Origin of the sequence: Leuconostoc fallax KCTC 3537 (assembly GCF_000165675.1) — a bacterium.
GTDB classification, from domain to species: Bacteria; Bacillota; Bacilli; order Lactobacillales; family Lactobacillaceae; genus Leuconostoc_B; species Leuconostoc_B fallax.
In genome coordinates, this window is the sequence record NZ_AEIZ01000015.1 from 261,513 (window position 1) to 285,091 (window position 23,579).

The 23,579-nt window shown below is 36.0% G+C and carries 26 protein-coding genes, 1 tRNA gene and 4 pseudogenes; 13 read left to right on the forward strand and 18 right to left on the reverse strand.

What is annotated here, in order from left to right:
- Positions 1 to 9: 9 nt before the first annotated feature.
- The 7 genes and pseudogenes from pnuC to LEUFL_RS0105070 form a co-directional block, all read right to left on the reverse strand.
- The gene (gene pnuC / locus LEUFL_RS0105030; RefSeq protein WP_010007911.1) at positions 10 to 795 is read right to left on the reverse strand and encodes a nicotinamide riboside transporter PnuC; all 786 of its coding nucleotides are present in this window, start codon (positions 793 to 795) and stop codon (positions 10 to 12) included.
- A gap of 111 nt (positions 796 to 906) precedes the next feature.
- The gene (locus LEUFL_RS0105035) at positions 907 to 2,256 is read right to left on the reverse strand and encodes a sugar porter family MFS transporter (protein ID WP_010007912.1); all 1,350 of its coding nucleotides are present in this window, start codon (positions 2,254 to 2,256) and stop codon (positions 907 to 909) included.
- Positions 2,257 to 2,403: 147 nt separating this feature from the next.
- Entirely contained in the window at positions 2,404 to 3,003 is a 600-nt protein-coding gene (locus tag LEUFL_RS0105040) for a DUF1361 domain-containing protein (protein WP_010007913.1), read from the reverse strand.
- Positions 3,004 to 3,090: 87 nt separating this feature from the next.
- Positions 3,091 to 3,852: pseudogene (locus LEUFL_RS11580) on the reverse strand (flavodoxin family protein).
- A gap of 116 nt (positions 3,853 to 3,968) precedes the next feature.
- On the reverse strand, positions 3,969 to 4,805 hold the full coding sequence (locus LEUFL_RS0105060; protein WP_081458718.1) for a methylenetetrahydrofolate reductase: 837 nt from the start codon (positions 4,803 to 4,805) through the stop codon (positions 3,969 to 3,971).
- Positions 4,806 to 4,811: 6 nt separating this feature from the next.
- Positions 4,812 to 5,282 (reverse strand): S-ribosylhomocysteine lyase, encoded by a 471-nt coding sequence (locus tag LEUFL_RS0105065; RefSeq protein WP_010007917.1) that lies wholly within the window; start codon positions 5,280 to 5,282, stop codon positions 4,812 to 4,814.
- A 98-nt stretch (positions 5,283 to 5,380) separates the two neighbouring features.
- Positions 5,381 to 6,019 (reverse strand): TetR/AcrR family transcriptional regulator, encoded by a 639-nt coding sequence (locus LEUFL_RS0105070; RefSeq protein ID WP_010007918.1) that lies wholly within the window; start codon positions 6,017 to 6,019, stop codon positions 5,381 to 5,383.
- Positions 6,020 to 6,142: 123 nt separating this feature from the next.
- On the opposite strand from LEUFL_RS0105070, the gene LEUFL_RS13160 reads away from it, so the two are divergent.
- Together LEUFL_RS13160 and LEUFL_RS13165 are read left to right on the forward strand one after the other, a co-directional pair.
- Positions 6,143 to 6,628 carry a YhgE/Pip domain-containing protein gene (locus LEUFL_RS13160; RefSeq protein ID WP_237697902.1) on the forward strand — a complete coding sequence of 162 codons (486 nt, stop codon included), beginning with the start codon at positions 6,143 to 6,145 and terminating at the stop codon, positions 6,626 to 6,628.
- Between the two features lie 148 nt (positions 6,629 to 6,776).
- Positions 6,777 to 7,361 carry an ABC-2 transporter permease gene (locus tag LEUFL_RS13165; protein ID WP_237697903.1) on the forward strand — a complete coding sequence of 195 codons (585 nt, stop codon included), beginning with the start codon at positions 6,777 to 6,779 and terminating at the stop codon, positions 7,359 to 7,361.
- 80 nt (positions 7,362 to 7,441) lie between these two features.
- Here the strand turns inward: LEUFL_RS13165 and LEUFL_RS13170 are convergent, their stop codons facing one another.
- From LEUFL_RS13170 to LEUFL_RS0105085, 3 genes and pseudogenes are all read right to left on the reverse strand, one after another.
- Positions 7,442 to 7,654 (reverse strand): hypothetical protein, encoded by a 213-nt coding sequence (locus tag LEUFL_RS13170; protein WP_010007919.1) that lies wholly within the window; start codon positions 7,652 to 7,654, stop codon positions 7,442 to 7,444.
- Positions 7,655 to 7,708: 54 nt separating this feature from the next.
- A pseudogene (locus tag LEUFL_RS13180) lies at positions 7,709 to 8,175 on the reverse strand (DUF4811 domain-containing protein); the annotation flags it as partial.
- Complete coding sequence (locus LEUFL_RS0105085) at positions 8,175 to 9,632, reverse strand: MDR family MFS transporter (protein WP_029508667.1); 1,458 nt, start codon at positions 9,630 to 9,632, stop codon at positions 8,175 to 8,177. The pseudogene LEUFL_RS13180 and the gene LEUFL_RS0105085, both read right to left, overlap by 1 nt.
- Positions 9,633 to 9,793: 161 nt before the next feature.
- Here LEUFL_RS0105085 and LEUFL_RS0105090 point away from each other — a divergent pair, with 161 nt between their 5' ends.
- From LEUFL_RS0105090 to epsC, 4 genes and pseudogenes are all read left to right on the forward strand, one after another.
- Positions 9,794 to 10,243 (forward strand): MerR family transcriptional regulator, encoded by a 450-nt coding sequence (locus LEUFL_RS0105090; RefSeq protein WP_010007923.1) that lies wholly within the window; start codon positions 9,794 to 9,796, stop codon positions 10,241 to 10,243.
- A 287-nt stretch (positions 10,244 to 10,530) separates the two neighbouring features.
- Positions 10,531 to 11,445, forward strand: coding sequence for a PLP-dependent cysteine synthase family protein (locus LEUFL_RS0105095; RefSeq protein ID WP_010007925.1), 915 nt, complete (start codon positions 10,531 to 10,533; stop codon positions 11,443 to 11,445).
- A 13-nt stretch (positions 11,446 to 11,458) separates the two neighbouring features.
- Positions 11,459 to 12,598: a trans-sulfuration enzyme family protein gene (locus LEUFL_RS0105100; protein ID WP_010007926.1), complete on the forward strand. Its 1,140-nt coding sequence runs from the start codon at positions 11,459 to 11,461 to the stop codon at positions 12,596 to 12,598.
- A 13-nt stretch (positions 12,599 to 12,611) separates the two neighbouring features.
- Positions 12,612 to 13,112, forward strand: a pseudogene (gene epsC / locus LEUFL_RS09870) (serine O-acetyltransferase EpsC); the annotation flags it as partial.
- Positions 13,113 to 13,169: 57 nt separating this feature from the next.
- Here epsC and thiD read toward each other — a convergent pair.
- Together thiD and LEUFL_RS0105115 are read right to left on the reverse strand one after the other, a co-directional pair.
- On the reverse strand, positions 13,170 to 13,973 hold the full coding sequence (gene thiD / locus LEUFL_RS0105110; protein ID WP_010007928.1) for a bifunctional hydroxymethylpyrimidine kinase/phosphomethylpyrimidine kinase: 804 nt from the start codon (positions 13,971 to 13,973) through the stop codon (positions 13,170 to 13,172).
- Positions 13,974 to 14,182: 209 nt separating this feature from the next.
- The gene (locus LEUFL_RS0105115) at positions 14,183 to 14,785 is read right to left on the reverse strand and encodes a nitroreductase family protein (RefSeq protein WP_010007929.1); all 603 of its coding nucleotides are present in this window, start codon (positions 14,783 to 14,785) and stop codon (positions 14,183 to 14,185) included.
- A 148-nt stretch (positions 14,786 to 14,933) separates the two neighbouring features.
- Here LEUFL_RS0105115 and LEUFL_RS0105120 point away from each other — a divergent pair, with 148 nt between their 5' ends.
- The 3 genes from LEUFL_RS0105120 to LEUFL_RS13190 all read left to right on the forward strand — a co-directional run bounded on the left by LEUFL_RS0105120 (position 14,934) and on the right by LEUFL_RS13190 (position 16,291).
- Entirely contained in the window at positions 14,934 to 15,329 is a 396-nt protein-coding gene (locus tag LEUFL_RS0105120; RefSeq protein ID WP_010007932.1) for an Rrf2 family transcriptional regulator, read from the forward strand.
- Between the two features lie 237 nt (positions 15,330 to 15,566).
- Positions 15,567 to 15,983, forward strand: a complete 417-nt coding sequence (locus LEUFL_RS13185; RefSeq protein ID WP_237697904.1) for a response regulator — start codon at positions 15,567 to 15,569, stop codon at positions 15,981 to 15,983.
- Between the two features lie 56 nt (positions 15,984 to 16,039).
- Positions 16,040 to 16,291, forward strand: a complete 252-nt coding sequence (locus tag LEUFL_RS13190; RefSeq protein WP_237697905.1) for a LytTR family DNA-binding domain-containing protein — start codon at positions 16,040 to 16,042, stop codon at positions 16,289 to 16,291.
- Positions 16,292 to 16,376: 85 nt separating this feature from the next.
- On the opposite strand, the gene LEUFL_RS13315 is transcribed toward LEUFL_RS13190, so the two are convergent.
- The 5 genes from LEUFL_RS13315 to LEUFL_RS0105150 form a co-directional block, all read right to left on the reverse strand.
- Entirely contained in the window at positions 16,377 to 16,502 is a 126-nt protein-coding gene (locus LEUFL_RS13315; protein ID WP_010007933.1) for a hypothetical protein, read from the reverse strand.
- Positions 16,503 to 16,745: 243 nt separating this feature from the next.
- A complete protein-coding gene (locus LEUFL_RS0105135) occupies positions 16,746 to 17,927 on the reverse strand; it encodes an ABC transporter permease (protein WP_010007934.1) in 1,182 nt (393 codons plus the stop codon).
- Positions 17,914 to 18,603: an ABC transporter ATP-binding protein gene (locus LEUFL_RS0105140; protein ID WP_010007936.1), complete on the reverse strand. Its 690-nt coding sequence runs from the start codon at positions 18,601 to 18,603 to the stop codon at positions 17,914 to 17,916. Before LEUFL_RS0105140 ends, LEUFL_RS0105135 begins: the two co-directional genes overlap by 14 nt.
- Positions 18,604 to 18,810: 207 nt before the next feature.
- Entirely contained in the window at positions 18,811 to 19,638 is an 828-nt protein-coding gene (locus tag LEUFL_RS11600; protein WP_010007938.1) for an efflux RND transporter periplasmic adaptor subunit, read from the reverse strand.
- A gap of 33 nt (positions 19,639 to 19,671) precedes the next feature.
- Complete coding sequence (locus LEUFL_RS0105150) at positions 19,672 to 20,172, reverse strand: MFS transporter (protein WP_010007939.1); 501 nt, start codon at positions 20,170 to 20,172, stop codon at positions 19,672 to 19,674.
- A gap of 255 nt (positions 20,173 to 20,427) precedes the next feature.
- On the opposite strand from LEUFL_RS0105150, the gene LEUFL_RS11605 reads away from it, so the two are divergent.
- The 4 genes and pseudogenes from LEUFL_RS11605 to LEUFL_RS0105170 all read left to right on the forward strand — a co-directional run bounded on the left by LEUFL_RS11605 (position 20,428) and on the right by LEUFL_RS0105170 (position 23,396).
- Positions 20,428 to 20,985 carry a helix-turn-helix domain-containing protein gene (locus tag LEUFL_RS11605; RefSeq protein ID WP_237697906.1) on the forward strand — a complete coding sequence of 186 codons (558 nt, stop codon included), beginning with the start codon at positions 20,428 to 20,430 and terminating at the stop codon, positions 20,983 to 20,985.
- A complete protein-coding gene (locus tag LEUFL_RS13195) occupies positions 20,963 to 21,202 on the forward strand; it encodes a hypothetical protein (protein WP_237697907.1) in 240 nt (79 codons plus the stop codon). The genes LEUFL_RS11605 and LEUFL_RS13195 overlap by 23 nt, the downstream gene beginning before the upstream one ends.
- A gap of 489 nt (positions 21,203 to 21,691) precedes the next feature.
- Positions 21,692 to 22,709: pseudogene (locus LEUFL_RS11610) on the forward strand (HoxN/HupN/NixA family nickel/cobalt transporter).
- A 120-nt stretch (positions 22,710 to 22,829) separates the two neighbouring features.
- Complete coding sequence (locus LEUFL_RS0105170) at positions 22,830 to 23,396, forward strand: cadmium resistance transporter (RefSeq protein WP_010007941.1); 567 nt, start codon at positions 22,830 to 22,832, stop codon at positions 23,394 to 23,396.
- Between the two features lie 46 nt (positions 23,397 to 23,442).
- Here LEUFL_RS0105170 and LEUFL_RS0105175 read toward each other — a convergent pair.
- A tRNA-Cys gene (locus LEUFL_RS0105175) sits at positions 23,443 to 23,513 on the reverse strand.
- Positions 23,514 to 23,579 lie beyond the last annotated feature (66 nt).

A 23,579-nucleotide genomic window follows, 5' to 3' on the forward strand; every position in this document is an offset into this window, starting at 1 on the left:
TGCCTCCAACTATCTCACTATATTTTTGTTAACTAGTTTACGCCACTGAATAATACCATAAATGGCATTGATTGTTAATGCTAAATTCATACCCAACATTGCCCATGCACTTGGGTCAGCATGTCCTGTCCAAGCACGTGTCCAAAGTATGATTTCAACGAGATCGAAAAGTAGCCAAACATACCAAGATTCTGCGAATTTAGCAGTCTGTAAAATTTGTGCCCCCATAGAAATTGTTGTCGTTAAACCATCCATGTAGGGCTGTCTTGATCCAGCCTGTTGCAAAATCATACCAACAATTAACAAGATAATAATAAAGATAGGTAGAACCCATAACCACTGTTTTAGCGTCATATATTTTGTTTCTACAACTTCTTGTTGATGCTGCTGGGACTGTTTAGAAGTCTGATCTTTTTGCATAAAGCCCAACCAGGCCGCAACACCAATAAATTGCATGATAACCCAAAAAGCACTTAAAGCAACTTCACCAAATAATTGTGATTGAAAAGCTAGTGGCATATACATCGCAGAGTAAATTAATCCCCAGAAATAGTTGGTGATTCTCCCTTTAGCTACCAGTACAACCGTGATAATATTCATGATACCTGTTGTTAAACCAAACCAATCAAAATTACCATGTTGCCCAACACCAATAAGCCACACCGTTAGTTGCAATGCAAGCAGTACCAATAATAAAGTAGCTTCTGCCAGCGTCCAGCCAATGAACAATTCTTTCAAAATATTAGCTGGATTAAAGTAGCGCCAAAAACGTTTCCCAATCGTTTCTTTGCTCATCATCATTCTCCCAATAAATTTTACAACTAGTATAACAATTTTGAGCCATATTGTGTTTTATTTCATTGCTTGGTACCACTAGCTTTACAACATTTAACTTAATCAAAATTTCTAGCAGCATGAATTGCTTTCGGTTTTAATGAAGAAAAGGCTGAGACAAACGCTCAATAAATTTGACAGTGCAAATATTAAGAACACGATACTTGCGCCAAAAGAACTAATCAATATAGGGAAAATAAAACTAATACCAAAATTGGTTAACCAAAGAACGGCTGTTGCAACCGACATAAAACGTGCTTCTACTTGTATAGGGAAAAGTTCAGCTAACATCAGCCAAGTTCCTGGACTAACTACTCCTTGATGACTAGCTAAGAACAAAGTCATCCAAAGCACAACAAGGACATTTGTCACCGATTGTGAGAAAAAATGCAATTGCATGGTAAGCGATAATAAACTCATGAAGATAGCATTTCCCATTAATCCAGTAATGAGCATCCTACGATGATTGTGTGTCGCCAATAATCTTGTCCCAACTATACTTGCAATTAAGGACGTTACACCAACCAAGATATTACTATAAAGCGATGTCCCTCTCGTCATTCCTACCTTTTCTAATATGACAGTACCGTAATACATCACCGTATTCACACCTGAAATTTGTTGAATAACTGCTAACAAAATACCGATAACTAATAGATACTTTAGGGCTGGTTGTCGTAATATTTTTTGCCAACTTATCAACGGTTGATCTTGATTAACTTGGCGTTGCTTGGCACGAGCAATCGATTGTTTAGTAAAACCTAATGACAATAAAATGTCTCTTGCTTTTTTAACGTGTCCTTTTAATGATTCCCATTTTGGACTATTAGGAATTGTAAATGACCCGATCCACAATAAGATTGCTGGTACCGCTGCGGCCATAATCATCAAACGCCATACCGCATGCCAACTACCAAATATATTACCTAAAATAGCATTCACAATAAAAGCAATCAGTTGACCTAATACAATAGAAATTGCATTTCGATTAATATTTTTAACCTGTAGGGATGCAGGTGAAATTTCAGCTAAATACATCGGTGACAAACTTGAAGCTGCACCTACCGCTAACCCTAACAAAAAACGAAAACTAATGAGTATACTCATATGCACAGAAAAGGCGCAACCAATTGTTGACAATGTGAAAATAATAGCAATCCAACGTAACGCACGTTGTCTACCATATTTATCTGCAAGAGTACCAATCGATAAAGCACCAATACACCCACCTAATATTAAGGCACTAGAGACCATGCCTTGTGCCCCAGGCGATAAGTTGAGCTGGTCCGGCAAGCTCATAAAGGCTAGCGCACCATTAATCACACCCGTATCATAACCAAATAAAAAACCACCTAATGCAATGACATAGGCCGAATAATTCAATACATGATTATTTAATCGTAATTTACTACTATCATCCAATTGATTTGCCTCTCTATCTTTCAATCCCAAAACCAGTTACATTGCAACTCTCTATCTATAATCTAATATACGCTTAATTAATTAGGAGTGGTTAATTTAGCATTACTGTGCCAAATAAAAAAGCAGTGATATTATCACTGCCCTAGTTTAATTAATTCGCCTTAATGATTGATAAATTAATATCAATGCTAATTGTAAAGCACCAAATATAATGACAAATTCAAAACTCTGCATATTCATTTGGCTAATAATAATTTGAAAAGTTTCACGCCAATTGGTTAAGACTTCCCATGAATTCAGACGTAAAAAGCGACCTAAGTACATACCATATGCTGACAGTAGTGAGAAAATCCCGTAAAAAGCACCTTGCCACAATAAACTATCTCGTTCCACAAACGTTTCATAAATCATTTCGATACTACGCATCCCCAATAAGACACCAATGAAAATCCCCATCGCCAAGACAGCGTAATTAAAACGGATTGCACCAACAGTTGTACCAATACTATACAAGTGGACAAAATCCGTAATCATATACATCGTATTGGGGTAAAAGATTAACCATATGAAGCCTAAAGCAAATTTAATCACTCGATTGGGTACATATTTAATTAAAATACTCACGTCAAAAGGTATCAACGCCAAACACACATTTAGGATTAAAAAGTTATAGACGGTTGGAAATAGCCATATCACAATAAAGAATAAAGCAATGAGACTATGAATGATAATAAGTGGTTTCTTCAAAATATACTACTCCCCAATAAAATAATCACTTTAATCGTATACGCTTTTAAATAATTGAACATTAAAATTAATGTCTATACATATCAATTATCGGCGACGATGCCTAACAAAAGTAAAGAAGTGTAATAACCCCGCTAACAACAAGAAGAAAATCAAAACAAAACTAATATAAGCTAACCAGAAAACTGATGCTGAGAATAGATGTAAAAATATATTTTGAATTCCCATTGTAACCAATGTTGTGACAGCAATCATACCAAAAAGTAAAATATAGCGTTTCAAAGTTTCATCGTCCTTTCGATCTGCATGTGCTATTTTTTGAGCCAAGCGTTGACATTCTTGTATTTTTTTGGCCGTAATTCATGGTACTGCCATGTCCCTGTACCAACAAATTCACCTTTTTTAATGAGACCAGCACTTGTCATTACTCGGTCAATCGTCACAAAAGTTTGGTCTGTCGCACCTGTTACAAAATTTTCAACAGATGATGTAAAACAAGTGGTCAAACTAACATAATGCTTATTTTTAAATTGCCCAGGTAATGTATCCATTTTTTTAGTCATCCTGACCATACGAAAACGCATACAATCAAAAAATACTTCATCACACCTGACAAGCCTGACCAATATGTGGGTGCCGCAATAACCCAAACATCACACGCCGCCATTTTAGCTTCGATAGCATCCAAAGCTGGACATTTATCATGCATTGTATCGGGATAAATATCATAATCTCTTAAAAAACAATTTCCTTTTCTGCTGAAGCTGGTAACGCATCTAGTACAGTATCCAAGTACTGTCCTGTTATCCCATCTCTTTTATGCGACCCAAGAATTGCTAAATACTTCATGATTACCTACTTTATATGACACTTTCTATTCTACTTTAATCTTAATTATAATTGTAACATTGTGCATTGCGTATGCTGTACAAAATAAAAGACGCTGAGTTGCTTCAGACGTCTTTTTAAACAATAGCTGTTAATAATTTTTGTAAATGATTCGCTTGATTCATCGAAAAAATATGAATGCCATCTACATCATGCGCAATGAGTGCTTTGATTTGTTGTGCAGCATAGTCGATACCAGCCATTTCTAATTGTGATGCTGACTGATGTTTACTCATCAGTGTCATTAATTGGTCTGGTACAGGCTGCCCCGTCATTTTAGGCACCCACTTTAATTGTTCAGCATTAGTAATTGGCATAATGCCGGCAACAATAGGAACTTGAATATCATGTTGTCTGAGTAATTCAACGACACGCAAAAAGTCACGATTATCAAAAAACATCTGTGAAATGAAAAAATCAGTTCCTGCTGCTATTTTGGCCTCTACATTTTCCAAACCTTTTTTCGGATTATCTAAAATGTGTTGGGGATGAATGGCTGCGCCGACACAAATATCATGTGTTGCTTTAATGGTTTCAATTAATGCAACACTTGAAGTAAATGATCCTGATTCAGCTTCACCATCACCGCGTATGACTAAAAGATTCTGGATACCTTGTTGCACTAAATGGCTTAATTGATCTGGTAATGTATGTGGTGTTTGTCCAACGGCTGGTAAATGTTGCAACACAGGCATATGATATTGCATTTGAATATGATGCGCCAGTTGTGCAACGCCGTCATCAGATGTTCCCATATGATTTGTTATGCTGACATAATCAATCGGTAGCTGATTCAAATCCAATGCTGACAATACCATACTGGCACTCATATGATTTTGACTGTTACTTTGCGGTGAAAGTTCAACTGATATTAACGGCCGGGTTGTTAATTGGTAATATGCACTAATTTTCATAAAAAATTAGACAATATGACGTTCGAAAGGATCTGAGCTAATTCCCTCCGACAAGATTAATTTTGCCCATTCTTTAGCAGAGAAAAGACTATGGTCTTTATAATTACCACAACTTTCAATATAAGCTGCTGGTACTTCAGTAATTTCATCACTTGCAATTTTTTCAAGTACTTTTTTCATCACTTTGGCTAATTCTTCAGGAGAATACGTTACCCAACTAATTAAATGAAATCCTGTACGACAACCAAATGGTGACATATCAATAATACCATCCAATTCGTCACGCACTAAGCCAGCGAATAAATGTTCCAGAGTATGTAAACCACCTGTTTCAATCGATGTTTCATTAGGTTGTACCAAGCGAACATCGTAATTCGCAATTGAACCACCTTGTGGTCCTTGTTGCTCTTCAATCAACCGCACATAAGGTGCTAAAACTTTAGTATGATCTAATGTAAAACTTTCAACTTCTGCCATATTATTTTTGCGCTAATCATTTCGTTTATGGTTAACGCACTCCTTTCTAATCTTCGAACTGTTATGTGTAACAGTAATTACCACATATTCTACACCTATTAACACGAGAATTTGGAATTTTTTATATCAGTAATACCAAAAATAATGCATAATTTTTTATTTAGCCCAAGCACGTGCAAGCGGCTTAATTTGTGTTTCAAAAAACGTGCTTGAGATATCAACAACGTTTTATCGGTGAAGCGAATAATTGTTAAAAAATAGCCAAAATTCAACCATAGCAAATGTAAGCTCATCGCCTCAACATCAGCATCTGACTGTAACACACCCTGATGTTTCATTTGATTTAAATAGTTGGTGATATACGTTTTGAAAACTAACGGTACTTTTTCAGATGCCGCTTTAACCTGTGGTAATTCGAAAGTTGCTTGCAACCCCACTAAAATGATTTCACGATGGTCTAATTGGAACTTTTGAAAACTGTCGGAAATCGTTATTAAATCCTGTTCCAATTCACCTTGCAATTGAATATTATCAAACACACGATCGATATCTTGAATATGGCGTTTTACCACACTATCCAATAAGCCATTTTTATCATGAAAATTTCTAAAAATAGTACTAGGGTTAACACCGGCTTCTTCTGCGATTCGATTAAACGTTGTTGATTTAAAGCCAACCTCTCCTAATAGTTTGATAAAAGCATTTAAAATTTTATCTTGCGTTGATTCAACTGCCATTGTGTCACCTTCTTTAATGTGTATGTACTCATTATAACGTAATTTTTCATCTATAATGCAAGCAAGTACTTGCATGCATTATAGATAAATGCTATTCTTTGTTCTAGTGAAAAGGAGAAAAAGATGAAATTCAAACAATTTTTACTGAGTAAAGGTGTCATTGGTGCGTTTATTGTCGTACTTTTTTACGGTCTATTAATGGTTGGTATTTATTTTTCAGGGTATAAAGCAGTACCTGATAAGATTGACCGCCTACCTGTTGCCATTGTCAATCAAGATAGTAACAGCCAAGCCCTACAAAACCAGTTAAAAGATAATTTACCATTCAAGCACGTAAAAACAAATTTGTCATTAAATGATGCCAAAAAGCAACTCAATGATAGAAAAATTTATCTCATCATTAATATTCCAAACAAATTCAGTGATAATTTAGCTAATTTGGGACACGATGAGCAAGCGCAATTAAAATTTTATATTAATTATGCGAATCCAATGACTGCTGTATCAGCTATGGAAACTGTTACCAACCGAATTGGTAATCAGGTTCAAAAAATATCCTACTGCAACAAGGCAAAGCTATTCTATCAGCTAGCGCTGCCAAGCAGTTAGAACAAACAACGACAGCATCGATTAAAGCAAACCCTGAAGCTAAGGCAGCAATTTTAGAAAAAGCAGATGCTACTAAAAAACAGTTGCCAATGATATTAATAATACTTACGATCAAGTTAAAAATAGTTACACGTATAGCATCGTTAAAATGCATCGCGTACCAAAGGGTATGAATCATAGTATGGCGCCGTTCTTTTTGACCCTATCCTTTTACATTGGTTCGATGATTGCAGCTATGTTGATTGTCACATCGTACAAAACTTTTGCACAAACTATTGGTAAATGGCGCGCTTATTTATCAACGCAAATAGCGATTGTATTGATTGCTTTAATTGCACCACTTTTTATTGTCGGTTTAAGTCGTTACATTAATCATTTCGACACTGCTACTTACTGGGGATTATGGTGGAATCATACGCTCGAACTATTTACTGCACTTAATTTCAACTTGATTTTCTCATTAATGTTAGGCCAATTAGGTATTATGATTAATATGCCATTCATGCTAACACAAGTTGTATCGGGTGCCGGATTGATTCCACAAACAATTTTGCCAGAATTTTTCAAGGGATTAAGCTATATTTCCCCTTGTTACTACGCTATTAAAGGTAATTTCAACATTTTATATGGCGGACCAAATGTCACAACAATTTGGTTGCAACTCGGACTACTAGGTTGTGCAGCAATTATTTGCCAGCTCGTTGTGATCGCATTACAAAAAATCACTCATTAGCCATCAAGCGTTCATAAAATTTGTTCATATCAATGCAAAAATAAAAGGCATACTATTCTGTATGCCTTTTAATATTTATGCTAATGGTTTTCAATATCACTTATTGTTTTTTCAATCAATTGTGCTTGAAATTCAGCAGTGAGCTGCTTTTGTAATGCTGCTTGCTTTGCTTTATCCGTCATCAATTCTGGATTTTTGCTCATAGCAGCCTTCATTTTATTACCGATAAATTCAGCTGCTTGCGTTTTAGCTTGTTGCTTAAATTCAGAACTCGTCAGCTTTTGTTGTAACATTTTAGCCTGACTTGTGGATAAAGTATGCCAATTTTTTGGCAAATAGAATGTATTGGTTCTTTTAACTAAAATATGGTTGTTATCTGCAATACCAAACCAGAAACGATAAGCCTTTGACTTATAACGCCACCGTATCTCTGTTGTTTTTAGCTCAGCTTTGTCAACATTATGCTGTTTAACGTGACTAGTTGTGAACTCATTTGCTTGTGTGTGGCTAACTTTTTTGAATCATCATGTTTTGAATAAATATAAACATTTTCTTTACCAGCCGTCCCAATTGGCTGAAACAACAACATATCTAAGCGACCAGTACGATCAGCGGAATAAATTTGTTGCGTTTTCACTGTTTCAACCTTTTCCATACCATAATGGCTGTGGTAGTTAGCCACAATAGCGAACAGTGAGATAATGAGGATAACACCAGCAATACCAGTCGCTATTAAGCGTGTGGTCATTTTATCAATGTAAATAAATGATATAAAGAATGCAATCGCACTGATGACTAATAACCCAATAATCATTAATTTACTCCTTTCTGGTGTGTTGCACTACTTTTCATAAAGAATGCAATCACGAAACCAACAATACAAAAGATAACGGCAACCCAGAAAGCACCTTGATAGCCTGCCATTGTTGCGTTGAGTGCACGCACTTTATATTCAAGGGGTTCAGATGTTAACAAATGCTTACCTGGCATTTGACTTTTGGTAACGTTAGCCAATACTGAAACCAACACTGCAGTTCCAATCGAACTCGCAATCTGACGTACGGTGTTGTTAACAGCAGTACCATGTGAGATGAGTTGTGATGACAAGGCATTCATTCCCGCTGTGGTAGCTGGCATCATAACCATTGAAATACCAAACATTCTAACGGCATACAAGAACACAATATAGATAATTGGCGTTGACTTAGTCAATACGACAAACGGTAATGTCCCTGCTGTTAATAAGAATAAACCAGCAATTGCCAAACGTCGTGCACCAATGCGATCAAAAGCTTGACCGGTAATCGGGCTCATAACAGCCATCATAACGGCACCTGGTAATAGCAATAACCCAGAATTAAAAGCACTCATGCCATGTATCATTTGTAAATACAATGGCACGATCATTTCAACACCGACCATAGCAATCATTACAATTGAACTCAAAGCAGTGGCTATTGTAAATTCTTTGGATGTAAATACGCGTAATTCTAAGAAAGGCTTTTCCATTTTTAATTGACGCCAAACGAAAATTGAAATCACAACAATTCCGATAATTAAGGAAGTCAAAACAATTGCTGAACCCCAACCTTTGTCTCCTACGGAAGAAAAGCCGTATAACAATGCACCAAATCCAACCGTTGAGAGGCATAATGATAGCCAATCAATTTGTGATTTTGCCGTTTTTAATACCGGTTTCATAAAGAAGAACGCTAGGACGATAACCAAAGCAACAATAGGAATAATCATCCCAAATAAATAGCGCCATTCCCATGTATCAATAATATATCCAGATAGCGTTGGACCAATTGCAGGTGCAACACCGATAACAACACCAGCCAATCCCATCGCCACGCCACGTTTATTCGCTGGGAAGATGGATAGCATAATGTTTTGCAATAGCGGCATTGAAATACCCACACCGACAGCCTGAATTAAACGACCAGATAGCAAAACACTATAACTGGGTGCAGCCCAAGCTAATATTGTCCCCACTTCAAAAATAAGCATGGCACTAATATAGAGCCATTTCGTATTAAAACGTGTTGATAACCACGCTGATACCGGTATCATAATACCATTAACCATCAAAAATCCAGTGGTTAACCATTGAACTGTTGACGTTGAGATATCAAATGCTTTCATTAAAGTTGGAAAAGCAGTAGCTAAAATTGTCTGGTTTAGCACGGTACAAAAAGTTCCGACTAATAATACAATGACCAACATTAGCCGATTGTATGATTTTCCTTGAGCATCAAGAGCTTTTGACACAATCAATACCTTCTTCCATTAGTAATTCGTGTTGTTAAATTATTATATTTAGTAATAACACTGTAACCTATAATACCACCATTATCACGAAAAGTGATAATCAATATTATAAATTGTCATATTAATTATAATAAAGTATAATAAAATTGGAGGTTGTTAACATGACTGAACAGCAAGTACCGCACACAACGATGAGATTTCAAAGTTTCACAGATGCGATGATGCAAGAAAATAATGTTTTAATTGGTATTTCAGAATTAGCCAAAGCCACTGGTGTAACCCCTGCTCAATTACGCTATTGGTTAGCACAAGGTTATATTCAAAGTGCCGGTGAAGATAAGAAAAATAAATTCACTTTTAGTACCGTATTTAAAGTACGTAGTATCAAAATTTTCCAAAGTGAGGGCTACACGCTTGCTGCTGCAGCTAAGCATGCTGCTCAATATTCAACATTAGCGCATAAAATCAAGCAAATTATTTCCGATAGATTGATAAGTGTTAATGAAGATGGTAGTGATGTCATCATTGATTTTGGACCTTTTGACCCCAATCCCGATCATCATCTAATTGCTAGAGTAGCAACAGATAAAACAACTTTTGAACTCAATTAATTATTAACGTTATAACATTTTGCTTGACGGCTGATCTGTTTATAGCGTATATTAATAGCAATTATTAATGAGGAGTTAACTATGGCACCCAAATATACTATATTTTATTCTGCTTGCTGCAGTACGACACGTTTTCGATGTTGTACTGCTTATTGAGCATGAACTATTTGGGTAAACATCATCCGATAGTTGGCTTGTTTTAAAAGCAGACCAATTATTGAAAGCGTAAAAATTCTAGCGAATTTTTGCGCTTTTTCTTTACCCTTTTTAATGAAAGAAGGACAACTATGCTAGTCAAAGATACCTCACAACTCATTGGTCATACACCATTAATTGATTTACAAATCGATATACCCAATCACAGCAGAATATTTGCAAAGTTAGAGATGTTCAACCCTGGTGGTAGCATCAAAGATCGTCTTGGTCAATTTCTTATTCAAGATGGCCTCAATCGGCAATTAATTCATGACGGCACAACTATTATCGAACCTACAGCTGGAAATACCGGTATTGGTCTGGCTTTAGCCGCACAACAGTACCATTTACCAACAATTTTAGTCGTACCCGAAAAATTTAGTTATGAAAAACAACAACTCATGCAAGCTTTAGGTGCAAAAATAGTCAATACACCATCAAAAGATGGCATAAAAGGCGCTATTGCTAAAGCAAAATCACTACATGCTATGTTGCCTAACAGCTATTTGCCAATGCAATTCACCAATCCCGCTAACCCTGAAACTTATTACCAAACTATTGCGCCAGAAATCGCAGAAGATCTAAAGGATATACCTATTACAGCCTTTGTAGCAGGTGCTGGTAGTGGCGGTACTTTTACGGGCATTGCAAAATACTTTAATGAACACAATAGTCATATTCAAAATATCGCTGTTGAACCTGAGGGATCAATTTTAAATGGTGGTAAACCGCATGCCCATCGCACAGAAGGCATTGGTGTTGAATTTATCCCACCGTTCTTTAAAAATATTCGTATTGATCAAACGTTGACTATCAGTGATGCCGATGCTTTTTATCAAGTACGTTCTGTCGCAAAGCAATTAGGTCTTTTTATTGGTAGTTCAAGTGGTGCAGCACTGGCAGCAAGTCTAAAAATGGCCGAAACACTACCTGATCATAGTCATATCGTGACAATTTTCCCAGATAGCAGTGAACGCTATATGAGCGAAAATATCTATGCAAAATAAAAAGGAGTCAATCATGAAATTTAACACACAATTAATCCACGGTGGCATTAGCTCGGATGTAACAACTGGTGCTGTTTCTGTCCCAATTTACATGGCGTCTACTTTTAAACAAACTAAAATCGGTCAAGCTAAATATGAATATTCACGTTCCGGTAATCCAACACGTGAAGCAGTCGAAAAACTAATTGCTCAATTAGAAAATGGTGATGCTGGTTTTGCCTTTGCTTCAGGATCTGCAGCAATCAGTACTGTTTTCACACTATTCTCATCAGGCGACCATATTATTGTTGGTAATGATGTCTATGGCGGGACATTCCGTTTAATCGATAATGTTTTGAAACGCATGGGTCTTACCTTTACAGTAGTTGATACGCGTGACTTATCAGCAGTACAAGCAGCTATAAATGACCACACTGTTGCCATTTATTTTGAAACACCAACTAATCCCTTACTCCGTATTACCGATATTAACGCTATTACAACTATTGCCAAACAACACCATCTATTAAGTATCGTGGATAATACATTTGCTTCGCCTTATATCCAAAAACCACTGAACTTAGGTGCTGATATTGTGATTCATAGCGCTTCAAAATATCTTGGTGGTCACAGTGATTTAATTGCTGGTTTAGTCGTCACAAAAACCGCAACAATTAGTCAAAAAATTGGCTACTTGCAAAATGCAATTGGTGCAATCTTGGCACCGCAAGAAAGTTGGCTATTACAACGTGGTATCAAAACACTTGGACTACGCATGCAAGCCCATCAAAATAATGCGCAAAGTATCTTTAATTATTTAAAGCAACGTCCTGAGGTAGCTCATATCTATTATCCAGGCAATCCAGAGCATGCGGACTATGCCCTTGCAAAACAACAAATGGTTGGTTTTGGTGCAATGATTGCCTTTGAATTGCAACCCGGTTATGACGCTGAAGCTTTTGTAGAAAACTTACAGCTCATCACCTTGGCTGAAAGTCTGGGTGCTTTGGAAAGTTTGATTGAGATCCCAGCAAAAATGACACACGGTGCTATTCCCCGCGCAATACGATTAGAAAATGGTATTCGAGATGAGCTTATTCGTCTCTCCGTCGGCGTAGAGGATAGCAGTGATTTACTGGCTGATTTGACACATGCTTTTGATCAAATCATTTAATACTGGAGGTCTCATGTTTGCATCAGCTAAATCTATATTGAAGCGGGATCCAGCTGCACATAGCCTGCTCACAGTCTTATTAACCTACCCTGGTTTACATGCGCTTTGGTACCATCGATTAGCCCACTGGCTCTATAAACATCATTTATTTTTATTAGCTGAAATAATTAGCCGATGGTCGACTAAAAGGAACGGTATTGTCATTTCACCTGGTGCGCAAATTGGCAAACGTGTTTTTATTGACCATGGTATCGGTGTTGTCATTGGCGAAACAGCAATTATTGAAGATGATGTTACTATTTTACATGGTGTCACCTTGGGCTCACGGCAATCACATCATGGTCAACGCCATCCCAAAATTAAACGTGGTAGTTTTATTGGTGCACATGCACAAGTATTGGGTAATATCACGATTGGTAGCAATAGTAAAATTGGCGCAAATGCTGTTGTCTTACAAGACATTCCAGATAATAGTACTGCCGTCGGTAATCCTGCCTATATTGTTAAAGCCAAACCAGTAAAAATAAAAAAATCACCAATATTCATTGGTGATTTTTTTATTCTCATCAAATTATTTTTGAATTGCCCAATGATTAATAGGACCAAATTTATGGCCAACTTCAATTTCGTTTGCAATAGCATTATGTGTTGCTTTCTTTGCAGTCCTAATTGACTGCTCAACACTTTCGCCTTTGGCCAGACATGCCGTAATAGTTGCTGAAAGTGTATCTCCGGTACCATTAATACGTTGTGTCTTGATAAATGGTTCGGATAATGTAAAATGTCGACCATCTGCTAACAAAACATAATCAACTACTATTTCTTGATCGTCGTTATCATGACGACCCTTTATCATTACATTTGGAACGCCTAACTTTTGAATACGCAATGCAGCTGTTTCAATATCTTGCATTGACATAATCTGCATGTCTGCTAAAATTTGTGCTTCATAGAAATTAGGTGTCGTAACGGTTGCTAGTGGTAATAATTGTTGCTTAAGCGTATCAATGGCTTCTACTTCTAACAAACGATTACCATGTTTAGTTGTAATAACAGGATCAACCACAAGTGGTCCAAAATCAACGCGTTGATAGTTCTCTACAACAGTATGCATAATTTCAGTGTTAGCTAGCATGCCCGTTTTAGTTGCTCGGATATGAAAATCATCAGCTAAAGCATTAAACTGTGCAGTAATAAATTCAGTGGGCATATTTTGTACAGCATGAATACCATAAGAATTCCCTGCTACTGCAGCTGTTAAAATTGTCATACCATATGTGTTTTGCACAAAGAAACTGTGTAGATCAGCTTGAGCCCCCGCTGACCCATCACTATCTGAACCTGCAATTGTTACAACCTGTATTTCTTCTACCATGAATAATGTCCTTTTGTCATTACTTTATCATAAGTGACGTTTGAATCGATTTAATATGAATCGACATAAAAAATACCGCCTGATAAAATGATTAGGCAGTGTTTTTATCAACTGGATACTTTCTTGAAATATATATAAATAGTAAAATGTTATGAGTAACCGCCTGATATCTCACAAGAAGATATATTGCAAGTCATCAAAATAATGACTTACTTCAAAACTTTAAAGCGATCCTCATCAGCCAGATAGTCTTTTTCGCCAGCTGGCGCTTCAATTGAACCGAATGGCATTTGTGCTCTCAATGTCCAAGACGCTGGTAAATCAAATGTTTTCTGAACTGCTTCATTAATTAATGGATTATAGTGTTGGTTGCTAGCCCCAATATCATTAGTTGCCAACGCTTGCCATATATTAATTTGTGCATTACCAATTGCTTGCTCAGCCCAGTTGGCAAAGTTATCAGCATATAATGCATAATCGTTTTGATATTGTTGTACAACAGCCTCATCTGTAAATAATAGAATAGTACCAATACCAGCCTTAAAGCTATCGATTTTAGCACGTGTCTTAGCATAGGCCGCCTCATCTGGTACTTCCTGTTTAAGTGCCTCCGCGACGATTTCCCATAGTTGATCAGAGTGTTCATTAAATAAAATAACTGCACGGACCGTTTGATTGTTAAATGCAGTAGGCGATTCTCGAATAGCAGCTTTAATTAAAGATGCCACTTCTTCATAAGGTGTTTCAACGTTCTTACCCAAGGCATAAATTGAACGACGTTTCTTAATCGTTTCGATATAGTCTGTATTCATCATATGACACCATTCCCTTTTTATAGTATACTTATTTTATACATGTAACTATACATGTTACAGCTAAATCATAATCTATTTCCCGCCACTTTGTCAAGAATAACTTTTAAAAAGTCAGTACTTATTAACAGAAAGCAGATATTAAACTATGAAAAACTCTACTAAGCTTAGTGATGCCATGCATATTCTAACCTATATTGCAATTAATCCAAATCATGATTTATCCAGTACACAAATTGCTCAAAGTGTTAATTCAAACCCTGTTGTCATAAGACGTATTATGTCACAATTGAAAAAAGCAAACCTACTTTTGTCAGAGAACGGTAAAGCCACACCTAGCCTTGCACATGATTCACATAATATTAGTATGTTAGATGTCTATCATGCAGTTGAAAACGAGCCCACTTTCTTAAAAATAGATGATCAAACGAATCCTAACTGTCCTATTGGTAGCCAGATCAAAACAGTTCTAGATACTGATTATACAAGCATTCAAAAAAGGCAGAACAAGAAATGGCAACGATTACCCTTGCGGATGTTGTGAACCGAATTCATCTCGATAAGCTATCTTAATGCCGAAAAAATATTGCTTACGATTTTAAATAATATCTTTTTTACTACTAACATTTATACCGTTATTCCTATAAATTAATAACCAACAATATAAAAGATAGCTACTATTTCATATCATAAAGCTGTTATAGTTTCCACTACTCATCAAGCTATAATACCCTGATACCTGTTATAAACTTTAACCAATTGTCATATAAGGATAACGTTCATGCATATCAATATTTTAGAAGACAGCATCATCCAGCAGCAACGATTACGACAATATCTAGAGGAACTTATACAAGAAAATAACTGGCTTTGTCATGATATCAACACTTATTCCCGTTCAGAACAATTACTTCAAGATTTACCTACTAAAGGGTCACATGATGTATACTTTTTAGATATTGAAATCAAGGGTTCAGATAAAAAAGGACTACACGTAGCACAAGCAATTAGAAATAAAGACCCCTACGCTACAATTATCTTCGTCACGACACATTCTGAATTCATAGCACTCACTTTCCAATATCAAGTATCCGCACTTGATTTCATTGATAAAAGTCAGAACTGTGAGGCATTTAAAGAGCGATTAAAAAATGCTTATTACATATCCTGTCACAAAATGAACAGGAACCCTCTCTAGATTTATTTAAATATCATACTGCTCAAGCACATTTTCAAATACCATTTCAAGATATTTTGTACTTTGAAACCCTTTCAGGATCACGACAAATCGTTCTGGTTGCCAAACATAAGCGCATTGCATTCAACGGCAAAATGCAAGATATTGAAAATATGGATAACCGCTTTTTTCGTAGTCATCGTGGTTTTATTGTTAACATTGATAATATTGAAAAAATAGATAAACGTAACAAAGTGGTTGTTGTGAGAAATCACGCCACGTGCTTAATTTCTCGACGCAAAATTAAAGCATTAGAATTACTTCTATAATTTATATAATAAAAACTCAAGCCATTTCAGGTAGCTTGAGTTTTTATTATGATAGCGTAAAATAACTTTTTAAAGTCGTTAGAATCTATTTAAAGATATATTTTCTGATTAAACGAGGTAACAACACAATCACTGCCGTCTGTCCACCTGCAACCTTTTCAAGTTGAATATCATTTAACTTATTGAATTTTGAAAATGTATGATTTTGCATATTAATTACCACTCCTTAATTTATTAGTATTGTTGCGCAACAACTATATTTAATATAAACTAGCTTTCAGCCTATTACTTCAAAACAACACGAATGGTGCTGATTGCGCGCTGAATGGTTAAAATCAAATATCAAATAACATTTTTTCAGTACATAACATGCTAGGTTTTATTGGAATTGAAGTGACGTCGTCATAAAAAAGGATATCCGAAAATTGGATACCCTTTTTATGGTTCGAGACAATCATCTCAAAATATCAATCAAATTCTTGTTACTTGCTGTTTTGGCTGGCAAAATACCAAATACTAAACCAACAATAGTTGATGTTCCAAAAGCTAACAAGAATGTTGAGAGCGATACACTTGCTTTAAACGGCAAGAATGCAGATACTCCCATTGCAATACCTAGGCCACTTAGATAACCAATCATACCACCGCTCAAAGTTAGCAGGATGGCTTCAATCAAAAACTGCCATAATATCTGTTGTTGAGAAGCACCGACAGCCATCCGAATACCAATTTCTTGAGTACGTTCGCTAACGGCAATATACATCATATTCATAACACCAATACCAGCAATAAATAAAGAAATACTAGCAACTGCCACAATAAAATAAGTAATGCCCTTAATCACATCACTAATCCCCTTAAGCATCGCGGCTGTATCATAAAATTCGTATGATCCGGCATTATGCTGCGAACCACTATCATTCAGTTGATTGGTAATTTGTTGTGTTGCCTTAGATACATCAGTACCCGCAACAAATGTTAACTTTAGTGTGTTAGCTGTTACATTAGCATTATTCACGTCAAATATTTTTCGTGGTACAACGGCATCATAAGTATGATAGCCTTCACGTTGTGCATCATTACTAATAACACCAACTATTGTATAAGTAGTCCCATTCAATTCAATCGCTGCATTTAAGGCATTTTGAACACTTTTATAACCTTTTTTAGCAGTTGATTTGCTTATCAACGCCACAGGATTGTTGACTAAAATATCATTTTTTGAAATACCTCGACCGGCAATCAAATGTTCACTATTAGCCTCTTGGCTCAAATAAAGTGTTGATGAAATCGTTTTACTGTTAATTGTGCCTTCCGCTGATAAAATACCATGATCATCTGATTGTATCTTAACCTGTGTTAATTTATTATTTTCTCGTACACGAGTGAGATCGTTATCATCAAAACCTGCAGTTTTGCTATCGTCTTTTGGCACAAAGTTAATTTCTGTTGACTGTTGTCCACTACTACTAGCTTGTAAATTTTTCATCATGGCAACGCGCGCACCATCGCCTAAAGCTAAAATAGTAATAACTGCCGCAATACCGATAATAATACCAACCATTGTTAAAATACTACGCCTTTTATTCGATATTAAAGATCGAAAAGCACTCACAAATAATTCACGTACCTTCATGAATTACCTCCTCGTCACTTTGAATACGACCATCTAATATTTTAATTAGGCGATTAGTTTCTTGGGCAACTTGTGCATCATGTGTCACCATAATCAGTGTTGTGCCGGAATCATTCAACGCCTTGAATAAGGTCATAATTTCCGAAGAGGTTGCTGAATCCAGCGCACCGGTTGGTTCATCAGCAACCAAAAATTTTGGATTGGTAACTATGGCTCGTGCAATGGCAACGCGCTGCTGTTGTCCACCCGACAAATTTTTAGGTAACTTATGGTAACTGTCTGGTAGTCCAACTTTCGCTAATACTTCGTTCACGCGTTGAATAATGTGCTGGCGTTTTAATCCCGCGTAGAGCAAAGGCAAGCCGACATTCTCACCAACACTTTGATTCATAATCAGCTTGAAGTTTTGGAAAATAAAACCAACTGAACGATTTCGTAATTGTGCGTGTTGTCGACGATTAAGACTATTTACTATTACTTCTTGAAATGTATAATTACCATCAAATTTTTGATCTAAGAAACCAATAATATTAATTAGAGTTGACTTTCCTGATCCTGATGGTCCCATAATAGCGACAAATTCACCAGCTTTAATATGCAAATCAATGTCATGTAAAATTTGATAATTTTCATTACCTTGACGATAAGTTTTGTTAATCGCTGATAAATTAATCATCTATTGATTCACCATTTTTCAAATGACTATCAGGATTGAGCACTATTTTCTCACCCTTTACAATACCTGAATTCACAATAGTACTTGTTCCTGATTGCGTAACGTCTGCTTTAATACGACTAGCTTTACCATCAATTACTTTGTATATATTGTTTTTATAAATTGCAGATTTAGGTATTTTGATATCACGCTGCGGTATCTCAACTTTTATACTTTGCCCATATAAAAAGTCTTTTTTACATTAGCTGTAAAAGGATAATATGTCGTGCCTTTACCGTCACCATTTGGGATTTGTTGAATTTTATCTACAGTTGTTGATTGTGTTGGTGAACCGTCAATACCACTAACAACTAATTGATCCCCACTATGAATCTTATGATAATCATATTCTGAAATATTAGCCTGTAATATTTTCTGTGAGGCATTCAATGTTAACGCTGGAATACCATCTTTTGTATTATTATCAACAGAAATAATACCATCAAAAGGTGCCGTCAAATTTGTCGTTTGTTTATTCTGTAACTCTACTAATTTATTTTGCGCCTCTTGTAATTCAGCATTTGCATCATTTACTGTCTGTTGCGCTTGCACAACTTCCCCTTTTAATGAAGATTTTGTGTCAGTATTTGCTTGCCCGTACCCTTGTTGGACATTCTTTAATGATGTTGCTGCATTTGTAGCAGCTCTATTCGCTTTATTAATAACATCATTTTGTGCATCGATGGCATCTTGAATCTCAGTATTGGTAACAGTTAATAAAACATCCCCATTTTTTACAACTTGTCCATCAGTTACATTAAGTGTCTGTAATTTACCTGACGGTACATTAAGTGTCTGTGTTTTACTAGCCATCACTTTTCCGGTCATAGTAAGTGCCGGTGTATATGTCGCGACATAAGTTTGGTAGCCTGTTTTTTGGGTTGACTGTGTCTTCCCCGTTATTTTATTGTACGTTGTTAGGCCAGTTACTGCTATCAATCCCACAGCCACAAGACTGCCTGTCGTAATAAGTGCAATTTTTGTCCGTCGTTTCATGATACTCCCCTAGGCTTTATGAAAAAATGACAATTATTGTCCCATGAATACCTTAAAGTTCAACGCTAATGTCAAAATGACCATAATAATAACGTAAATAATTTGTGTACGTTTAGTAATCGTATTATTTTGACGCAAAATAAATGTGAAGAGAATTGCACTTACCACACCACCAATAATCGCAGCAATGCCATTGTCTGCTTTATACAAGTTCAGAACGATAATGGCAAACACATTAATAATCATAACGGGTAATTGCGAAACGATAGTTGCGTACCATGATGTCATAAACGTTACCGATTGGGCTTCTTCTTGCCCCAGCTGTGATAGCCAAATAAATAATTTGTTAATTAGTGCTGAAACCAATGTAAAAATAAAAGTACTCAATAACCCTACAATAAGGATCATTGGTAACAATTTACTATCAAGCTTCATGCCGTCAACTTCATTTGTATTAAGTATATTAATTGCAGTAATTCCCAAAGCTACTAATGTACCAACAATTGCAATAATAACCTGATTTTTCTTACTCATTCATTCATCTCCGCTTCTCTTTAAAATATAGATATTTGTTAATAAATGTTCACTATTGCTCAATTATTAACATTATTGAATACAAAATAGTATATCAACTTTTCCCATATAACTATGCCAATACTTTTTGCCATTAATCAGATTGTGCCCATTATTCTTTATCGACAAAATTCACACTTTATGCTAAACGTTTATCATTTTTATGACAAACAGCGCAAAATTTGATACACTTAAAGCTGATTTGAAAGGCTTTATATGAAAATTAATACGATACAACAAACACTTAAAAATATTAGAATAAAAAATAACCTTACTCAGACAGAGTTTGCACAACAAATTTTTGTTTCTCGTCAAACTGCTTCTAATTGGGAACGCGGGATTAGCACACCACCAGTTTCTGCCCTAAGTATCATTGCCAATACTTTTAATGTAGCGCTTCCTGAATTATTAATGGCACTTGAAGGTAATCAAGCAAATAGTAATCATTCTGCTGAGCGGCAAATCATTGCGAATGCTTTTTTATCCATATTGTCACGTACTAATGGTACCTATTGTGATATGGCAACAATTGTTCAAGAATCAGGTATCCATCCCCATAGAGCCAAAACGTTATTTCGTAGTCCATCAGACATTTTACAATACATCGCGCAACAGCTTGATGCACAGGTAGTCGCAGCCTTATCCACCGCTACTACAACCGACCCATTTGAGATGATTGCTGATACAGTACTACCTGTTTTGTATGACAATAACCACACACTAAAAGTGCTCTATTCCGGCAACTATGCCAATGGTGAATGGATTTATTTTTAAAAAAGAATATATTAAATGGGCAACACCATTTTTTGATCATTATAACTTGAATACGGCACCAATCACGCGAACTTTTGCCATTGAATTAACCGTTAAAATGACATTATCCATTATTTCAACTTGGCTAACACAGCCACTGCCAACACCGCCCGAAGAATTTCGCCAAACCTTTTTACACTTAACCAAAACCCCGCTTACAAAACTCGTTCAATCATAACTCTTGAAACAATATCTAACAATAAAAGCACTATTGAACTTAAAGTATAGACTCTAAGTTCAATAGTGCTTTTGCTATACAAAAATACACCAAATGAAAAGGAGCATGGCACCTAGTTCCTATGGCAAAATAGCAATTGGCCGTACCCAACCAGCAGAAGCTTTGTAAATATTAACAGGTTGACAAATAATCTTAAAACCATCGTCTGGTAATAAATGTAAATTCCCCATTTTTTCCCCTTTGGCAATAGATATCAAGATGAGCTATATATTATAAACTAGTCCTCTTAAAACAACTAACACCGATTTAGCACTATGTGCCGAATAGGTGTATAAAAATCACTTCTTTTTAAACATTGTGAATCCCATAATTGTTTTACCTCTATATCAATATAAGTGATCCCTATTGCTTGTGAAGACAACTATTAACGTTGCGTTCGGATTCATTTCAGACTACAATTTCTACTATTCTATCAACAAGGAGATTTGGATATTGAAACAGACGAAGCACATTGCATTTAAGCATGACATATTACGTTATGCTACTATGATTGCACTCATTATGGGGGCCGCCTTATTACTATTGAATGCCACTGGCCAGGCATCACCAGAAATGGTTGGCATGGCAATTATCTCATTCACATTTGGATTGCAACATGCTTTTGATGTCGACCACATTGCCGCCATCGATAATATGACACGTAAAATGCTAAATGACGGAAAAATACACGCGGCGTTGGCTTTTATTTTTCCTTAGGGCACTCATTAGTTGTTATTATTATGGCGCTCATCACTGTTTTGCTTGTTGAATGGGCAAAAAATACAATGCCAATATTTGAAGCATTGGGTGGGGCAATGGGTACACTAATTGCAGCAATTATGCTAATTTTTTAGCCGTCGTCAATTCATTCATCATTGTCAATATTTGGTTAAACTTCAAAAATTCACAGCAAGATACAACATTAACCAGAAATGATAGCACATCAAAAATCAATAAAATCTTTCTTAAACTGCTCAATCTAATCCAGCATAATTGGCAAGTTATGATTGTCGGCTTCCTATTTGGCCTAGGGTTTGATACGGCAACGCAAATTGCAGTACTCGCTTCTTCTGCAACAGCCACAAATTCAGGCGCTGCTTGGTATGTATCTCTCTCCTTTCCGCTATTTTTCACAGCCGGTATGTGTTTTATGGATACATTAGACGGCCTCTTCATGAGTTCTACTTACAAGTGGGTCTTTTCATCCCCCTATCGAAAAGTATATTTCAATTTAACGATTACTGGTATTTCAATTTTAGCAGCCGGTTTTATTGGGTTTGCTGATCTAATTCAAGCACTGAGTGCTTTGCTTGATTGGAACAACGGTTTAACAAGTTGGGTGCAAGCACTTGACTTCAATCAGCTCGGCTTTATTCTCGTTGGTTTATTTGCAATAAGTTGGATTATCGCATTAATCATTTGGCATAGTCTCAAACTATCGAATAAAGATCACGGGTCTATTATTTAAATGTCATTTAAATAATATCGTTCAAAAAATATAAAATCATACCTTGCCCATGGTATTCTTTACTTGATATTAAATGTTACTTGCCATGGTATATTCTAGGAATTATTCCTGAGGTTAATTATGGATTTAGGTTTATTAACGTTATTGTTCTTTGGTGTTAATATAGATTTCTTTATTTTGCTCCTCGTATTACTACAACGCTATCACTTTACATCAGTATGGTTAGGCTATTCATTAGGCGTTCTGAGTAGCTGGATTATCGGTGCGCTCCTAGGACAAACTTTACAACTCTTGATTCCTACCTGGTTCATTGGCCTACTTGGATTGATTCCCATTTGGATGGGATTCCACGATACCGATAGTACCGATAAAGATTTTAAATACAAATCTGGCAGCTTAGCTGTTTTTTCATTATATCTTTCTGCCTGTGGTGCTGATAACTTGGCGGTCTATGTCCCTATATTGTCAACCATGAGTTTACTTGCAACCGTATTAACTGCTGGCTATTTTATGTTATTAGTATTTTTGTCGTTAATTATCGCTGATCGTTTCGACAAAATAAAAGTTGTGGATCACTTTCTTCAAAAGTATGGTTCACTCACGACTCGCATTATATACATCATGATTGGTGTTTTTGTTATTATCGAAAGTGGTCTAATCAGAGTTATCATACATTCTATATTTTAGAAATAAATAAAAATCCTACCAAAAATTTGGGTAGGATTTTTTGTTAAGGTGATGACGAGAGTCGAACCCGCGATGGCGGTTTTGCAGACCGCTGCCTTACCACTTGGCTACATCACCAAAGTATAATATTGCACTATGCTTATCGTGAATACACATAACACAACATTACCTATTTTACTGAAT

Coding starts and splice junctions, on each gene's coding strand:
- pnuC (WP_010007911.1), bottom strand. CDS start 795: ATGAGCAAAGAAACGATTGGGAAACGTTTTTGGCGCTACTTTAATCCA.
- LEUFL_RS0105060 (WP_081458718.1), bottom strand. CDS start 4,805: ATGAAAATTAGTGCATATTACCAATTAACAACCCGGCCGTTAATATCA.
- LEUFL_RS0105065 (WP_010007917.1), bottom strand. CDS start 5,282: ATGGCAGAAGTTGAAAGTTTTACATTAGATCATACTAAAGTTTTAGCA.
- LEUFL_RS0105070 (WP_010007918.1), bottom strand. CDS start 6,019: ATGGCAGTTGAATCAACGCAAGATAAAATTTTAAATGCTTTTATCAAA.
- LEUFL_RS13160 (WP_237697902.1), top strand. CDS start 6,143: ATGAAATTCAAACAATTTTTACTGAGTAAAGGTGTCATTGGTGCGTTT.
- LEUFL_RS13165 (WP_237697903.1), top strand. CDS start 6,777: ATGCATCGCGTACCAAAGGGTATGAATCATAGTATGGCGCCGTTCTTT.
- LEUFL_RS13170 (WP_010007919.1), bottom strand. CDS start 7,654: ATGTTACAACAAAAGCTGACGAGTTCTGAATTTAAGCAACAAGCTAAA.
- LEUFL_RS0105090 (WP_010007923.1), top strand. CDS start 9,794: ATGACTGAACAGCAAGTACCGCACACAACGATGAGATTTCAAAGTTTC.
- LEUFL_RS0105095 (WP_010007925.1), top strand. CDS start 10,531: ATGCTAGTCAAAGATACCTCACAACTCATTGGTCATACACCATTAATT.
- LEUFL_RS0105100 (WP_010007926.1), top strand. CDS start 11,459: ATGAAATTTAACACACAATTAATCCACGGTGGCATTAGCTCGGATGTA.
- thiD (WP_010007928.1), bottom strand. CDS start 13,973: ATGGTAGAAGAAATACAGGTTGTAACAATTGCAGGTTCAGATAGTGAT.
- LEUFL_RS0105115 (WP_010007929.1), bottom strand. CDS start 14,785: ATGAATACAGACTATATCGAAACGATTAAGAAACGTCGTTCAATTTAT.
- LEUFL_RS0105120 (WP_010007932.1), top strand. CDS start 14,934: ATGAAAAACTCTACTAAGCTTAGTGATGCCATGCATATTCTAACCTAT.
- LEUFL_RS13185 (WP_237697904.1), top strand. CDS start 15,567: ATGCATATCAATATTTTAGAAGACAGCATCATCCAGCAGCAACGATTA.
- LEUFL_RS13315 (WP_010007933.1), bottom strand. CDS start 16,502: ATGCAAAATCATACATTTTCAAAATTCAATAAGTTAAATGATATTCAA.
- LEUFL_RS0105135 (WP_010007934.1), bottom strand. CDS start 17,927: ATGAAGGTACGTGAATTATTTGTGAGTGCTTTTCGATCTTTAATATCG.
- LEUFL_RS0105140 (WP_010007936.1), bottom strand. CDS start 18,603: ATGATTAATTTATCAGCGATTAACAAAACTTATCGTCAAGGTAATGAA.
- LEUFL_RS11600 (WP_010007938.1), bottom strand. CDS start 19,638: ATGAAACGACGGACAAAAATTGCACTTATTACGACAGGCAGTCTTGTG.
- LEUFL_RS0105150 (WP_010007939.1), bottom strand. CDS start 20,172: ATGAGTAAGAAAAATCAGGTTATTATTGCAATTGTTGGTACATTAGTA.
- LEUFL_RS11605 (WP_237697906.1), top strand. CDS start 20,428: ATGAAAATTAATACGATACAACAAACACTTAAAAATATTAGAATAAAA.
- LEUFL_RS13195 (WP_237697907.1), top strand. CDS start 20,963: ATGGTGAATGGATTTATTTTTAAAAAAGAATATATTAAATGGGCAACA.
- LEUFL_RS0105170 (WP_010007941.1), top strand. CDS start 22,830: ATGGATTTAGGTTTATTAACGTTATTGTTCTTTGGTGTTAATATAGAT.